This window comes from Pseudoduganella albidiflava (genome assembly GCF_004322755.1).
Taxonomy (GTDB): Bacteria; Pseudomonadota; Gammaproteobacteria; order Burkholderiales; family Burkholderiaceae_D; genus Rugamonas; species Rugamonas albidiflava.
This window is the reverse complement of sequence record NZ_CP036401.1, coordinates 1,191,109-1,205,705: the sequence shown is the minus strand read 5'-3', so window position 1 is coordinate 1,205,705 and position 14,597 is coordinate 1,191,109. Positions and strand designations below refer to the sequence as shown.

Genomic DNA, 14,597 nt, shown 5'->3' with positions numbered 1-14,597 from the left:
GGCCAGGTGTTCCGGAGCCGCGTCCGGCCCTGGCAGACGGCGTTCCGGGCGGCCGGCTCCCCAGCCGTCCGCTTCAGCGTCTCCGCGTCGCCAGCCGCGTCAATACGCCACCGAAAAACGCCGCCGCGAGTGGGCCGGCTGCTCCAGCTCGTCGATCATCGCCACCGCGTAGTCTTCCAGCGAGATGCGGCTGTTTCCGGAAGCATCCGTCAACAGCTGGTCCGCTCCCAGGCGGAAGACACCGGTACGGCTGCCCGGCTCGAGGTGTGCCGCCGGGCTCAGCATCGTCCAGTCCAGCGCTTCCTCCGCGCGCAGCAGGCGCAGCGCCTCGCGTGCCCCTTCCGCGGTGGCCTTCCACTGCGCCGGGAATGCCGGGGTATCGACCAGTTGCAGGCCGGGCGCCACTTCCAGGCTGCCAGCGCCGCCGACCACCAGCAAGCGCGGCACCCGTGCCGCCCTGGTTGCCGCGATGATCGCCTCGATGCCCCGCACGTAATAACCCTGCACGTCCTGCTGGGCGTGGCCGCTGAAGGCGCTGACCACGGCATCGAGGCCCGCCAGTTGCGCCGCCAATGCGTCGCGGTCGTGCACATCCACGCGCACGGCATGCACGCCCGGGCGCTCAGGTACGTTCGCCGGTCGCGAGACGATGGCTTTCACGTCGTGGCCACGGCTCGCGGCTTCGGCCAGCAATGCCGAGCCGACATAGCCGGTGGCGCCGATCAGTGCGATGTTCATGGGATTCCTTTCAGTTGATGGGTACAGCGCCATCATGCGCTTCGGCATTGCCCTGATAAATCCATAAGGTCATAATTCATTCATCAGGAATTCTAAATAATGCAATGGCCATCCCTGGACATGTGGACCTCAACGACCTGGTCGTGTTTGCCGCCGTGGTGGAAACGGGCGGCTTTTCAAAGGCCGCGCTGCGGCTCGGCGTCGCGCCGGCCAAGGTGAGCCTGGAGGTGGCCCGGCTGGAAGCGCGGCTCGGCACCGCGCTGCTGACACGCACCACCCGCCGCGTGGTGCCCACCGTCGCCGGCCAGGCCCTGCATGAAGAGTGCGCCCCGCTGCTGCGGCAATTGCGTTCCGCGGTCGACGAAGTCCACGCCGCCGCCGCCACGCTGACGGGCAGCCTGCGCGTGACGGCGCCGACCGACTTCGGCGCCCATTTCGTCGCCCCGGCGCTGGCGCGCTTCGCCGCCCTGCATCCGGCGCTGGCGATCGAGTTGCAGACGGGCGACCGGATCGCCGACCTGGTGGGGGAAGGGATCGACATCGCGATCCGGATGGGCTGGCTGCGCGACTCGACGCTGCGGGCCGTCAAGCTGGCCGACTTCGGGCAATATGCGGTGGCGGCGCCCTCCTACCTGGCGCGGGCCGGCACGCCGCGCACGCCGCAGGAGCTGGCCGCGCTGGACTGGATTGCCTTGACGCGCCTGCCCGCACCGCTGAAATGGACCTTCGCCGGCCCTGGCGGCGCGAGCGAGACGGTGCAGATGCGGGCGCGCATCCGCACCGATTCCGCCGGCGCCCTGCGCGCGCTGGTCCTGGATGGGGCCGGCGTGTCGATCCTGGACGAGTACAGCGTGCGGCGCGATCTGGCCAGCGGCGCCCTGGTACGGCTGCTGCCCGGGTGGACCCTGCCCTCCGGCGGCACGTTCGCCGTATTCCCGCCCGGGCGGCATGTCTCGCGCAGAGTGAGGGCCTTCGCCGAGCACTTCCAGGCGTGGCTGGCGGCCGGCGCCCCATAAAAAAACCGGCCTCGTGGGCCGGTTCTCGGTGGCGTGAACGCCGGTTATTTCAGTTCGTCCTGCAGCAGCGTCAGGATCTTTTCCGCGGTCGGCGACGTATCCGCCTCGCCTTTGTTGTTCTGCACGCTGACCTGGCTGGTGTTGCCGGTCGGCGCAGCCTTGACGATGATGCGGTAGCGTTGCGCTTCCTTGTCGGCGTCCGACGAGCCCCACGTGAACAGGCGCTTCAGGAAACCGGGCTTCTCGACCTGGTCGGCCACGTAGCGCACGTAGTAGATGCCCTGCACGCGGTCGCGGTCTTCCACGGTAAAGCCGGCGCGGTCCAGCGCCAGGCCGACGCGGCGCCACGAGCGGTCGAAGCCTTCGTCCGTTTCCACGTGGCGGTTGGCGCCCTCGCCTTTCAGGAAGGCATGCAGCGGTTGCACGATCGCGTTGTCGACGGCGGTGCGGGCCGCCGTGGCTTCGGTGCCGCCCAGCTTGGTCAGCAGGCGCGCCAGGAATACCGCTTCCAGGTTCGGATCGGAAGGCCGCGGCGTCCACGTCACGATTTCCTTTTCCGGCCCCTGGGCGATTTCCGCCGCGCCGCGGTGGCTGATGTAGATCTCGGTGGTGCCATCGGCATTGCGCTCGACACGCGTGCGGTACTTGTCGCGCTCGCCGGTGGAATAGGCCGAATCGAACACCTTGCCGATGGTGCGGCGGATGATGTCCTGCGGGATCTTCGCGCGGTTCTCGTTCCACTCGGTTTCCATCACGCCGGCGGTGGCGTCGTCGAGCGACATCGTGAAGCCGGCGTCTTCCCAGAACGACTTCAGCTGCGGCCACAGTACGTCGGGAGAAGCCTTGACGACCAGCCAGCGCTGGTTGCCGGCCCGCTCCACGCGCACCTTGTCGTTGCCGGCGCTGGCCACTTCATTGCCGCCGGCGGCCGCTGCCGGCGCGGCCAGCGTTCCGCCGCCGCCCGCCATGCTGGCGCGCTGCGCCGCGTAGCCGGAAGCGGTGGCGACACCGCTGCCGCTGTCCGGCAGCGCGTAGCGATTATCCCTCTGCAACTGGGTGAGGTCCGGCGGTACGTCCAGCGTGCTGGCTTTCTTGGCCGACTTGTAGTCTACCGTGGTCTTGCCGACCACGGATTCAACCATGCCGCAGCCAGTCAGGCTCAGCATCAGGACGCCAAGCGCGAGGCCGCTTTGCGGAGTAAGGGAAGCTTTCTTGATCATGTGGTGACAGAGATAAAAGCTGAAGGAACCAGCTGGGTGATCGTCGCGGCGGCGCCGGAACCGGGCCGCCACACTCCGGAATTACGCCAGCACGCCGGCTTCGACCAGGGCGGTACGTACCGTCTGGTGGAATTCGGAGGCGAGCGGAACCAGCGGCAGGCGGATGCCGGCTTGCATCTTGCCCATTTCCGCCAATGCCCACTTGGCGGGCACCGGGTTCGGCTCGACGAACAGTTTCTGGTGCAGGGGGAAAACCTTGTCGTTGATCTCGATGGCGCGGGCGATATCGCCCGTCATGGCCGCGGCGCACATCTCGGCCATGGCACGCGGCGCCACGTTGGCGGTCACGGAAATATTGCCCTTGCCGCCAGCCAGCATCAGCGCCATCGCGGTCGGATCGTCGCCGGAATACACGGCGAATTCCTTCGGCACCGCGCGCAGCAGGCGCAGCAGGTCCAGGCCCCGGCCGATATTGCCGGTGGCATCCTTGATGCCGATGATGTTCTCGATGGCCGCCAGGCGCACCACGGTGTCGTTCGCCATGTCCGCCACGGTGCGGCCAGGCACGTTGTACAGGATGACCGGCAGGTCCACCGCTTCGGCGATCGCCTTGAAGTGCTGGTACATGCCTTCCTGGGTCGGCCGGTTATAGTAAGGCACTACTTGCAAGGTCGCATCGGCGCCGGCTTCCTTGGCATAACGGGTCAGCACGATGGCTTCGGCGGTCGAGTTGCCACCGCTGCCGGCGATCACGGGAATACGGCCGGAAACCCGGTCCACGCAAGCCTTGATCAGTGCACAGTGCTCGGCCACCGTCACGGTAGCGGACTCACCCGTGGTGCCGACGATGACGATGCCATCCGTACCTTCGGCAATATGCCAATCGATCAGGCGGTTCAGGCTGTCATAGTCCAGACTGCCATCCGCGTGCATCGGCGTCACGATTGCAACAATGCTGCCCTTAATCATATATTGAACCAATTGCAAATAGATTGAAAACGTCGATTGTAGACGATCGCCTGCGCCCGTGGGGTATTTCGCGGCGGTATCAACTCCCGATACGGCCGAGCAGCGCGGCTTCCCGCGGGAACTCGGCCTTGACGGCGCACACCCGCTGAACCATGGCCCGGACGCTGCCCTGCTGACCATCCTCATTAACGATGCCATCCTCGAAAGCGATGACACGCAAGCCCTGCTGGCGCGCCAGTTCCAGCAATTCGCCCGGCTTCAACAGGAAGTCGGGATTGCTGGGCTTGCCGAATGCCGCATTGCCGTCGGCGAAGGTTTCATAGATCAGCACGCCATTCGGCGCCAGGCTGCCGATCATGTCGGCCAGCAGCGGCCGGTGCAGGTAATTGGTGACCACGATGCCGGCAAACCGGTTCGGTCCGAATGGCCACGGCGCATCGTCCACCTCCAGGTCGATGTCGCTGGTCACGATGCCGGGCCCGGCCGTGGCGGCCAGCGCGTCCGGCCGCCGGTCGACGGCAATCACCGCATGCCCCAGCGTGACAAGGTGGCGCGAATGGCGGCCGTTGCCGCACGCGAGGTCGAGTACCTCGCCACCGGGAATCAATGGTGCAAAGCGTTGCACCCAGGGAGAAACCACGTCGCTCATCTGTTCCTTCACTCACAGTCAGGTATTACTCGATCCCATGGCCGCGCGCAGCCGCGCACCGGCCGATCCATGCTTCATAAGCCGAGCAGCAGCTGCAGCGGCAGCACCAGCAAGCCCAGCACACCGATGAAGATGCCCACCATGCTCGTCAGCAGCGGCGTCAGCAGGTTGAAATACATCGCCACCAGCAAGCCGATGAAGATCCACGGGGTATACAACTCGATCCGGGCATAGCGCCGCGCCAGTTCGTTCGGCAGCAGCGCCGTCATGATACGGCCGCCGTCGAGCGGCGGCACCGGCAGCAGGTTGAACACGCACATGATCGCGTTCACATTTACGCCGGCAACGGCCATCTTGACCAGGAACGGTTCGGACACGCCCATGCCGGTCATCAGCTCCAGCCAGATCATCCAGGCCAGGCCCATCGCGAAATTGGCCATCGGGCCGGCGGCGGCCACGAAACCCATCTGCTTCTTCGGATTGCGCAAGCGGCTGTAGTCGACCGGTACCGGCTTGGCATAGCCGAACGGCATGTGGATCGTCAGGTACAGGATCAGCGGCAGGATGATGGTGCCGAAGGGATCGATATGCCGGGTGGGATTGACCGACAGGCGCCCCTGCTCGTGCGCGGTCGGGTCGCCGAAATACCGGGCCACGTAGCCATGGGCCGCCTCGTGCAGCGAAATCGCGAACAGCACGGGGATCGCATACACCGCGATGGTCTGGATGGCTTGGCTGAATTCATTCATGGGCAAAATTTTACCAGACTGCAATGACAGCCCTGGCGGGTCGAAAGAGGGAGGAAGGTAAAGAAAGGAAAAGAAGCCGGCGGAGGATGGCCGGCGCAGCTTTCATTGGCCGGCTTTCACAGGCCCACCATGGCTGGATCGCCGCGGCCCAGGCGAACCAGCTCCGGCTCGGAACCCGTCAGGTCGACGACGGTCGTCATCTCCATGCTGCAAGCCCCGCCGTCGATGACCAGGTCCAGCTGCTTGCCGATGCGGGCATTGATCTCTTCGGGATCGTTCAGTGGTTCGGTCTCGTCCGGCAAGATCAGCGTGGACGAGATCAGCGGCTGGCCCAGCTCGGCCATCAGCGCCTCGACGATCGGCGTTTCCGGCACACGCAGGCCGATGGTCTTGCGCGACGGGTGCGACAGCCGGCGCGGCACTTCCCGCGTGGCTTCCAGGATGAACGTGAACGGCCCCGGGGTGGCCGCCTTCAGCAGCCGGAACTGCTTGTTGTCGACGCGGGCATACACGCCGATCTCGGACAGGTCGCGGCACAGCAGCGCCAGGTGGTGCTTTTCATCGATGCCGCGGATGCGGCGCAGGCGCTCGACGGCCGCCTTGTCGTCCAGGTGGCACACCAGCGCATAGCACGAGTCGGTGGGCACGGCGACGACGCCGCCGCCGTGGATGATCTGGGCCGCCTGCTTGATCAGGCGGCCTTGCGGGTTGACAGGGTGGATTTCAAAGAATTGGCTCATGCCTCGATTTTTCCGGTTGACCGGGCACCTTACCTCAGTGCCTGCAATGCCGCGATGCGTTCCTCGAACGGCGGGTGGGTGGAGAACAGTGCCGACCAGCCGCCGCCGCCCGAGATACCGGAAGCGGCCATGTTCTGCGGCAGGCCGCCCGGCTCCATGCCGCCCAGGCGGGCCAGCGCGTTCTGCATCGGCGCGGTGCTGCCCAGCAGGCGGGCCGAGCCGGCATCGGCGCGGAATTCGCGCTTGCGCGAGAACCAGGCCACGATGATCGATGCCAGCAGGCCAAACACGATTTCGCAGACAAACACGGTGGCCATGTAGCCGATGCCGCGGCCGCCCTCGTTGCGCAGCAGTACCTTGTCGACGAAGAAGCCGACGATACGGGCGAAGAACACCACGAAGGTATTCACCACGCCCTGGATCAGGGTCAGCGTGACCATGTCGCCGTTGGCGATGTGCGCCACCTCGTGGCCCAGCACCGCTTCCACTTCTTCGCGGTTCATCGATTGCAGCAGGCCGGTGGACACGGCCACCAGCGCGGAATTCTTGAAGGCGCCGGTGGCGAAGGCGTTCGGTTCGCCGTCATACACGGCCACTTCGGGCATGCCGATGCCGGCGCGCTGGGCCAGGCCCTGCACGGTGGACAGCAGCCACTGCTCGGTGGAATTCTGCGGCGCGTCGATCACGCGGGCGCCGGTGGTCCACTTCGCCATCGGCTTGGAAATCAGCAGGGAGATGATCGAGCCGGTAAAACCGACCACCAGCGAGAACGCCAGCAGTCCGCCCATCTCCAGTTGCCCGCCAGCGCCGGGCCGGCCGATGCCGAGCAGCGACAGTACGATGGACAACACCAACATCACGGCGAGGTTGGTGGCGATAAACAGGACGATGCGTTTCATGTAGAAGTCTCCGGATGTGATCCGAGGGGCCATATAAGGCTATAACCACAGAATTACAAGGGTATTTCCGGCCTGGCGCCAGCCACGGAGATGCACTGGCCGGGACTTTTTCCGGCCAGGCGGGCCGTCAGGTCCAGTCGTGCCAGACCGGCGTGACGCTGGCCGGCAGCGGCGGCAGCGCGGCGAAATCCACCCGCGCCTCGCCCGGCGCATGGAAATCGGTGCCGCGCGAAGCCAGGAAGCCATAGGCATTGGCCAGCTGCGCATACACCGGGTACTGGTCCGGCGTATGGCTGCCGGTCACCACTTCGATCGCGCTGCCGCCCAGTTCCTTGAACTCATCGAACAGCACGCCCTGCTGCAACTGGGTGAAGCGGTAGCGGCCCGGGTGGGCGATCACGGCCACCCCGCCGGCGCCCCGGATCCAGCCGACGGCCTGTTCCAGGCTGGCCCAGCGGTGCGGCACGAAACCGGGCTTGCCTTCGGACAGGTACTTGCGGAACACTTCCGGGGTGTTGGCGCAATAGCCCTGCTGCACCAGGAAGCGGGCGAAGTGGGTACGCGACATCAGCGCCGGGTTGTCGACGAATTCCAGCGCGCCTTCGTAGGCGCCGGGGATGCCGGCCTTGGCCAGCTGTTCGCCGATCTCGCGGCCGCGCGCATCGCGGCCCTCGCGGGTGGCGGCCAGCCCCCGCAGCAGCGCGGGATCGTTCTCGTCGATGTTCAGGCCGACGATGTGCACCGTTTCGCCGCTCCACGTGATCGAGATCTCCACGCCGGCCACGAAGCGCATGCCCAGCTCGAGCGCCGCGGCGCGCGCGGCGGCGATGCCGCCCACTTCATCGTGGTCGGTCAATGCCCACACGTCCACGCCGGCCTGGCGCGCGTACTTCGCCACGGCGGCAGGCGCGAGGACGCCGTCGGAAACATTGGAATGGCAGTGCAGGTCGACTTTCAGCATGGGCGGAGGGAAACGGTAACGAGCGGTCATTGTACCGCCGCCCGCCGCGCGGCGCCGCAAGCGCGCATTTATGCGTGGCATGAGACGAGGCGTGGCATGAGCCTATGAACAAGACTCGGATGAACGACATGCGAATGAACGACACGCGAACGCGGCGGGAACTCAGGCCAGGAAGTCCCGGATCATCGCCGCCAGCAGCGCCGGCTGGTCGTGGTGCAGCATGTGGCCGGCATCGGGCACCATCTTCGGCGTGATGTCGGCGATATGCGCCATCCTGCGGTCGACCTCGCGCCGGCCCTCTTCCGGCCCGCCCAGCCACAGCCACATATTGGTGTCCGCCGCTTCCACCCACAGCACCGGGGCGGTGATGCGGCGCCAGCACGCCATGATGTCCTCGGCGTGGTACGGCAGCGGGCTGGCCTGCTTGTGCACCGGGTCGCCGAGGATTTCCCATTCGCCGGCCGCATTGCGGGCTGACCAGTGTTTCGCCAGGAAGGCCGCCCGCTCGTCGGTCAGGCGCGGGTTGGTCTTCTGCAGGCGTGCCGCGACGGCTTCCCGGGTCGGGTAACCCTTCATCGCCGGTGGATCGAGCAGTTCGTCCAGCCATTTCGCATAGCGCTTCGGCGCGTCCTCCGGCTTCGCGCCCGTCAGGCCGAAGCCTTCCAGGTTGACGAAGCGGCGGATCCGTTCCGGCCGCACGCCCGCATAGATGCCGGCGATGTTGCCGCCCATGCTGTGGCCGACCAGGTCGACCTGCCCTTCCGGCTGGTAATGGCGCAGGATCGCCTCCAGGTCGGCCAGGTAGTCGGGGAACCAGTAAGTGTCGGTACCGGACCGCTCGGTCAGGCCGAAACCGCGCCAGTCGGGGGCGATGACATGCCAGTCGCCACCCAGGTGATCGACCACGAACTGGAACGACGCGCCGACGTCCATCCAGCCGTGCAGCATGAAGATCTTCGGCGCGCCTTCGCGGCCCCAGTGGCGGACATGGGTGCGCAGGCCGCGCACGGTGAGGAAATCGGAACGGGACGGTGTCATGGGGCTGGTCTTGAAATGGTCGGTGTCGTCGCAATATGCGGACCTTCGTTGAAGAAAGTCCTTGTCGAAGCAAGTTTAGCACGATCGTGCTTATTCGCCTTGCAAATGTGAACGGCACGGCTTCCGGGGCGCAAGGGCGTAAAATGTCGCCAATATTTTCCCCGGACAAGGCCAAGCCATGACGATCTACCAGTTGGGCACGGATGCGCCCGACATCGACGCCACCGCCTTCGTGGCCGACACTGCCACAGTGATCGGCAAGGTCACGCTGGAGGCGAACAGCTCGGTGTGGTTCGGTGCCACGCTGCGCGGCGACAACGAGCGCATCACGATCGGCGCGAACAGCAATGTGCAGGAAGGTACGGTGATGCATACCGACATGGGCTATCCGCTGACGATCGGCCGCAACGTCACGATCGGCCACCAGGCCATGCTGCACGGCTGCACCATCGGCGACGGCGCGCTGGTCGGCATCCAGGCCGTGATCCTGAACGGCGCGAAGATCGGCAAGGGTTGCCTGGTCGGCGCGGGTGCCCTGGTCACCGAGGGCAAGGAATTCCCCGACAACGTGCTGATCATCGGTTCCCCGGCCAAGGCCGTGCGCGAGCTGGCGGCGGACGACGTGGCGCGGCTGCAAGGCAGCGCCGACAGCTACGTGGAACGCGCGCAGCTGTTCAAGACAAATTTGAAAAAGATTGGATAACGCATGACCCAGGATACCCTGCAAAAATTCATTTTCGAGAACGCCGCCGTGCGGGGCGAGCTGGTCGACATCTCGGCCACGTGGCGCGAGATCCAGGCGCGCCACCAGTATCCGGTGGCCGTCAAGCGGCTGCTGGGGCAGATGGTGTCCGCCGCGGCCCTGCTGTCGGCCAACCTGAAATTCAACGGCTCCATCGTGATGCAGATCCATGGCGACGGCCCGGTGCGCCTGCTGGTGGTCGAATGCGATTCCCAGCTGCGCATGCGCGCCACCGCGAAGCTGAACGAGGACGCCGCCATCGCCGACGATGCGAACCTGACGGACCTGCTGAACCAGACGGGCCGCGGCCGCTTCGTGATCACGCTCGACCCGGCCGAGAAAGTGCCGGGCCAGCAGCCGTACCAGGGCGTGGTGCCGCTCGACGGCGAGGATGTCGCCACCGTGATCGAACACTACATGCTCCGTTCCGAGCAGCTGGACACGCAGCTGTGGCTGGCCGCCGACGACAACGTGGCGCGCGGCCTGCTGCTGCAAAAGCTGCCGCTGCATGGCGGCAAGGCCGAAGCGAATCCCGTCACGCCGGAAGAGGCGCTGGAAACCTGGAACCGCGCCGTCATGCTGGGGCGCACGCTGAAGGAAGAGGAACTGCTGTCCACCGAGATCGACGTGCTGCAAAAGCGCCTGTTCTGGGAAGAAACCATCCGCGTGTTCGATCCGGTGCACCCGTCGTTCCACTGCAGCTGCACGCGCGACAAGGTCGGCAACATGCTCAAGATGCTGGGCCAGGCCGAAGTGGAAGACGCGCTGGCCGAGCAGGGCAAGCTGGGCATCAACTGCGACTTCTGCGGCAAGCACTATGAATACGACGCCGTCGACTGCGCCCAGCTGTTCGCCAGCGACGCCCCCGCCGAAGCGCTGATCCACCCTAGCGAAGCCAAGCACTGACCAGCCTCCCTTCCCTGCCCAAGCCCGCCCTCCCGGTGGGTTTTTTATTGCCTCAACGGTTGAGCTGGTCGCAAAACAACACCGGGGGCGCGGCAGGGGTTTCGCGGAGCATGCTCCGCGCCTGCCAAGCGGTAATGGCATGCATGCCATTACTCCCTCCAGTCCCTCCTGAAATATTCCTTATGAATTACCGTTAGTTATTCAACAGCAGGGACAGTCCCCGAGCTGCTTACAACACTCGTTCGGTGTTTCCTGTAACCGGGGTCAGACCCCGAATCTGAGGTGTTTCCTGTAACCGGGGTCAGACCCCGAATCTGGGAAACATTTCCTGAAACCGGGGTCTGACCCCGGTTTCAGAAAACATTGTTTCGGGCAGTCATCACGCCGTCACATCGTCTCGCTACGCTCCGCGTCGTTGCATTTTCAACCAACTTAACGACGAGCTAACGATGAAGAAACAGATCAAGGCCGCCATGGTGGCGAGCCTGGCGCTGGCGCCGCTGGCGATGGCACAGCAGGTGGCGACGGCGGTGGCGGCGATGGAAAGCGGCGCCGTGGATGCAGGCAGCGAAGCCGCGGCAGCGGCGGCCGGTCCGATGGCGACGGTGGAAGTGGCCACGCGCCGCACCCGCTCCTCGGTGGCGCTGAAGGGCGACGAGATCCAGAAGATCCTGCCCGGCACCAATCCGCTGAAGGCGCTGCAGACGCTGCCCGGCGTCAGCTTCCAGACCGCCGACCCGTGGGGCAACAATGAGCAGAACCTGTCGCTGTTCGTGCACGGCTTCTCGGGCCAGCAGCTGGGCTACACGATGGATGGCGTGCCGCTGGGCGACCAGCAATACGGCAACTACAACGGCCTGTCGCCGCAGCGCGCCGTGATCTCGGAAAACGTGCGCGGCGTGGTGCTGTCCTCCGGCGCCGGCGACCTGGCCACCGCGTCCACCAGCAACCTGGGCGGCACCATCGAAACGTTCTCGTCGGACCCGCTGGCCGAGCGCAACGTCGCCGTGCAGCAGACCCTCGGCAGCCACAAGACGTCGCGCACGTTCCTGCGCTATGACTCGGGCAAGATCGGCGACGCCAGCGTGTATGTCTCCGCCATGCACCACGAAGCGCGCGCCTGGGATTTCCACGGCCGCCAGGGCGGCGACCAGCTCAACGCCAAGTTCGTCAACGACAACGCCACCGGCCGCCTCACCGTCTTCTTCAACTACAGCGACAAGATCGAGCCGAACGAGGACAGCACGGTCCACTCGGCCACCGAGAAATACCAGCCGTACACCCGCCCCTTCCTGTACCCGGACTTCCAGGCCGCGCTCAACTACCTGTCGCCGGCCGGTGCCACGCCGCCCGCCGAAGGCAACAACTACCGCAACTACTACAGCGACGCGCAGCGCGAGGATTACCTCGGCTATGTGAAGTACGACTGGAACATCAACGACAGCACCACCTGGTCGAACCAGGTCTACTACCATTACGACGACGGCGTGGGCGTGGTTGCCGGCCCGATCGGCGTGGCCGGCCTGCCCGCGCTGTTCGCCGTCTACTACCCGAACCAGAACCTGAAGCAGGTGTTCGGCAATTCCGGCTATGCCACGCGCACCACGGAATACCGCATCAATCGCACCGGCTGGCTGTCGACGCTGCGCACCGAGATCGGCGACCACACGCTGCAGGGCGGCCTGTGGTTCGAGAAAAATGACTCGCAAGCGTATCGCCGCTGGTACGCGCTGGACGTCGACAACCCCAGCTCGCCCTACGACCGCCCGGAAAATCCGCTGATCACGCAGTACGGCAGCGAGATCGACAACAAGGTGGTCCAGCTGCACCTGCAGGACGAATGGCGCGTGCGCCCCGGCCTGGTGCTGCAGGGCGGCTTCAAGTCCAGCCTGCAGTTCGCCCGCGGCATGATGCCGGTGCAGCCGAAGGTGGGCGCCATCGCCGGCGGTTCCAGGGCACTGCCGGAAGGCGATATCGACACGAAGAAGTGGTTCCTGCCACAGCTGGGCGCACGCTGGGACATCACGGCGAGCGACCAGGCCTTCGTCAACGTGCAGAAGAACATGCGCCAGTTCGTCACCTATGGCGGCGGCGGCGCATCGCCGTGGAGCCTGGCCAGCCAGTCGGCGTTCGACCTGTTCAAGTCCACCGCGAAACCGGAAACCTCGGTCACGTTCGAAGGTGGCCTGCGCAGCAGCCGTTCGTTCAGCGCCGGCCCGCTGACCGGCTTCGATGGCCAGGTCAGCGTCTACCACGTGAACTTCAAGGACCGCCTGCTGACGATCAGCCCGACCCCGGTGATTTCCTCGATCATCGGCGGCAACCCGGTGCTGGCCAACGTGGGCAACGTGAAGATCGACGGCATCGACCTCTCCGGCACGTTCCACTTCGGCCGCACCTTCTCGTTCTACGACGCGATCTCGTACAACCGCTCGAAGTACGAGGACAACTACCTGAATGGCGCGGCCACCGTGCCGACGGCCGGCAAGAACATCCCCGGCAGTCCGCAATGGATGAACAAGTTCGTCGCCTCGCTGAACCTGGCGGGCGTCGAAGTCCAGCTGACGGGCGACTACGTGGGCAAGCGCTACGCGACGTACACCAACGACCTGTCCGTGAGCAGCTACTTCCTGATGGGCCTCGGCGTATCGGGCAAGCTGCCCTTCCTGGACGGCACCTGGGTGAAGAACGCGCGCTATCGCCTCAACGTGACGAACCTGGCCGATCGCCGCGGCGACCTGAACGTCGTCGTGGGCGCGGCCGACAAGACGTACAATACCTTCCCGATCGCCCCGCGGCAGGGGTTCCTCACCTTGATGGCGGACTTCAGATGACCGGACGATATCTCTCCCGCCGCGGCTTCATCGCGGCGGCCACGAAAACCGCGGCAGCCACCGCCGCGGGCCTGGCCGGTACGCTGCTGCCGGCCGCCGCGACAGCGGGGCCGGCGCGGCCGCTGGTGTTCGCGCACCGCGGCGCCTCGGCGCTGCGGCCCGAGCACACGCTGGCCGCCTATGCCAAGGCCATCGCGGACGGCGCCGATTTCATCGAGCCGGACCTGGTGTCGACCAAGGACGGCGTGCTGGTGGCGCGCCACGAAGCGTTCCTCGCCGAGACGACCGACGTGGCGAAACGCCCGGAGTTCGCCAGCCGCCGCGTGCGCAGGACGATCGACGGCGACACCCACGAAGGCTGGTTCGTCGACGATTTCACGCTGGCCGAGCTGAAGACACTGCGCGCCATCGAGCGCATTCCCGTATCGCGCCCGGAAAGTGCCAGCTACGACGGCATGTTCCAGGTGGTGACGTTCGAGGAAGTGATCGACTTCGTGGCCGCGCAGTCGGCCACGATCGGCCGCGTGATCGGCCTGGTGCCGGAACTGAAGCATTCCACCTACTTTGCCCGCGCCGGCCTGCCGCTGGAAGAGCGTTTCATGGCCACCCTGGCCGCGCACGAATACACGCGCCGCGCGCCGGTCGAGATCCAGTCGTTCGAAGTGGCCAACCTGCGCCTGCTGCGCGAGAAACTGGACAAGCGCACCAACCTGCGCCTGATGCAGCTGGTCGGCATCGGTCCCGTGAAGCCGAGCGACGTGGCCGCCGCCGGCGGTTCGCTCACCTACGCGGAGATGGCGACGCCGGCCGGCCTGCGCGAGATCGCCCGGTACGCCGACGTGTTCTCGCCGCCCACGCGTGCCCTGATTCCGCTGGCGAAGGATGGCCGGCTCGCAGCGCCGACCTCGCTGGCAAGCGATGCCCGCGCCGCCGGCCTTCGTCTGGAAACGTGGACGTTCCGCCCCGAGAACCGCTTCATCGCGGCCGATTTCCGCGATGGCGGCGGCGAGCACGCGCGCAACGAAGCGGGCTCCATTGCCGAGATGCGGCGCTACCTGGAGCTGGGCCTGGACGGCTTCTTCACGGACGATCCGGCCCTGGGCGTGAAGGCGGTCGCCGGCTGATCGTTATGCCGT

General features: G+C 66.0%; 14 protein-coding genes. 5 read left to right on the top strand and 9 right to left on the bottom strand.

Annotated features, from left to right (window positions below; translation table 11 throughout):
• Positions 1 to 99: 99 nt before the first annotated feature.
• Positions 100 to 738: an NAD(P)-dependent oxidoreductase gene (locus EYF70_RS05115; protein WP_131144444.1), complete on the bottom strand. Its 639-nt coding sequence runs from the start codon at positions 736 to 738 to the stop codon at positions 100 to 102.
• A 104-nt stretch (positions 739 to 842) separates the two neighbouring features.
• Between EYF70_RS05115 and EYF70_RS05110 the strand changes: the two genes are divergently transcribed.
• The gene (locus EYF70_RS05110; protein WP_131144443.1) at positions 843 to 1,754 is read left to right on the top strand and encodes a LysR family transcriptional regulator; all 912 of its coding nucleotides are present in this window, start codon (positions 843 to 845) and stop codon (positions 1,752 to 1,754) included.
• 44 nt (positions 1,755 to 1,798) lie between these two features.
• Here the strand turns inward: EYF70_RS05110 and bamC are convergent, their stop codons facing one another.
• The 8 genes from bamC to EYF70_RS05070 form a co-directional block, all read right to left on the bottom strand.
• Entirely contained in the window at positions 1,799 to 2,920 is a 1,122-nt protein-coding gene (bamC, locus tag EYF70_RS05105) for an NlpB/DapX family lipoprotein (RefSeq protein ID WP_131144442.1), read from the bottom strand.
• A gap of 135 nt (positions 2,921 to 3,055) precedes the next feature.
• Complete coding sequence (gene dapA, locus EYF70_RS05100) at positions 3,056 to 3,943, bottom strand: 4-hydroxy-tetrahydrodipicolinate synthase (RefSeq protein WP_131144441.1); 888 nt, start codon at positions 3,941 to 3,943, stop codon at positions 3,056 to 3,058.
• A 79-nt stretch (positions 3,944 to 4,022) separates the two neighbouring features.
• On the bottom strand, positions 4,023 to 4,592 hold the full coding sequence (locus EYF70_RS05095; RefSeq protein ID WP_131144440.1) for a class I SAM-dependent methyltransferase: 570 nt from the start codon (positions 4,590 to 4,592) through the stop codon (positions 4,023 to 4,025).
• A 74-nt stretch (positions 4,593 to 4,666) separates the two neighbouring features.
• Positions 4,667 to 5,341, bottom strand: coding sequence for a site-2 protease family protein (locus EYF70_RS05090; protein ID WP_131144439.1), 675 nt, complete (start codon positions 5,339 to 5,341; stop codon positions 4,667 to 4,669).
• Positions 5,342 to 5,457: 116 nt separating this feature from the next.
• On the bottom strand, positions 5,458 to 6,081 hold the full coding sequence (locus EYF70_RS05085) for an L-threonylcarbamoyladenylate synthase (protein ID WP_131144438.1): 624 nt from the start codon (positions 6,079 to 6,081) through the stop codon (positions 5,458 to 5,460).
• A gap of 29 nt (positions 6,082 to 6,110) precedes the next feature.
• Positions 6,111 to 6,980 carry a protease HtpX gene (gene htpX, locus EYF70_RS05080; protein ID WP_131144437.1) on the bottom strand — a complete coding sequence of 290 codons (870 nt, stop codon included), beginning with the start codon at positions 6,978 to 6,980 and terminating at the stop codon, positions 6,111 to 6,113.
• Between the two features lie 127 nt (positions 6,981 to 7,107).
• Entirely contained in the window at positions 7,108 to 7,941 is an 834-nt protein-coding gene (locus tag EYF70_RS05075; RefSeq protein ID WP_131148899.1) for a 3',5'-nucleoside bisphosphate phosphatase, read from the bottom strand.
• Between the two features lie 162 nt (positions 7,942 to 8,103).
• On the bottom strand, positions 8,104 to 8,979 hold the full coding sequence (locus tag EYF70_RS05070) for an alpha/beta fold hydrolase (RefSeq protein WP_131144436.1): 876 nt from the start codon (positions 8,977 to 8,979) through the stop codon (positions 8,104 to 8,106).
• Positions 8,980 to 9,157: 178 nt separating this feature from the next.
• On the opposite strand from EYF70_RS05070, the gene EYF70_RS05065 reads away from it, so the two are divergent.
• The 4 genes from EYF70_RS05065 (at position 9,158) to EYF70_RS05050 (ending at position 14,585) form a co-directional block, all read left to right on the top strand.
• Positions 9,158 to 9,682, top strand: a complete 525-nt coding sequence (locus tag EYF70_RS05065) for a gamma carbonic anhydrase family protein (protein WP_131144435.1) — start codon at positions 9,158 to 9,160, stop codon at positions 9,680 to 9,682.
• A 3-nt stretch (positions 9,683 to 9,685) separates the two neighbouring features.
• On the top strand, positions 9,686 to 10,627 hold the full coding sequence (gene hslO / locus EYF70_RS05060) for an Hsp33 family molecular chaperone HslO (protein ID WP_131144434.1): 942 nt from the start codon (positions 9,686 to 9,688) through the stop codon (positions 10,625 to 10,627).
• 449 nt (positions 10,628 to 11,076) lie between these two features.
• The gene (locus EYF70_RS05055; RefSeq protein WP_131144433.1) at positions 11,077 to 13,461 is read left to right on the top strand and encodes a TonB-dependent receptor; all 2,385 of its coding nucleotides are present in this window, start codon (positions 11,077 to 11,079) and stop codon (positions 13,459 to 13,461) included.
• Complete coding sequence (locus EYF70_RS05050; RefSeq protein WP_131144432.1) at positions 13,458 to 14,585, top strand: glycerophosphodiester phosphodiesterase; 1,128 nt, start codon at positions 13,458 to 13,460, stop codon at positions 14,583 to 14,585. The genes EYF70_RS05055 and EYF70_RS05050 overlap by 4 nt, the downstream gene beginning before the upstream one ends.
• The last annotated feature ends 12 nt before the right edge of the window (positions 14,586 to 14,597 follow it).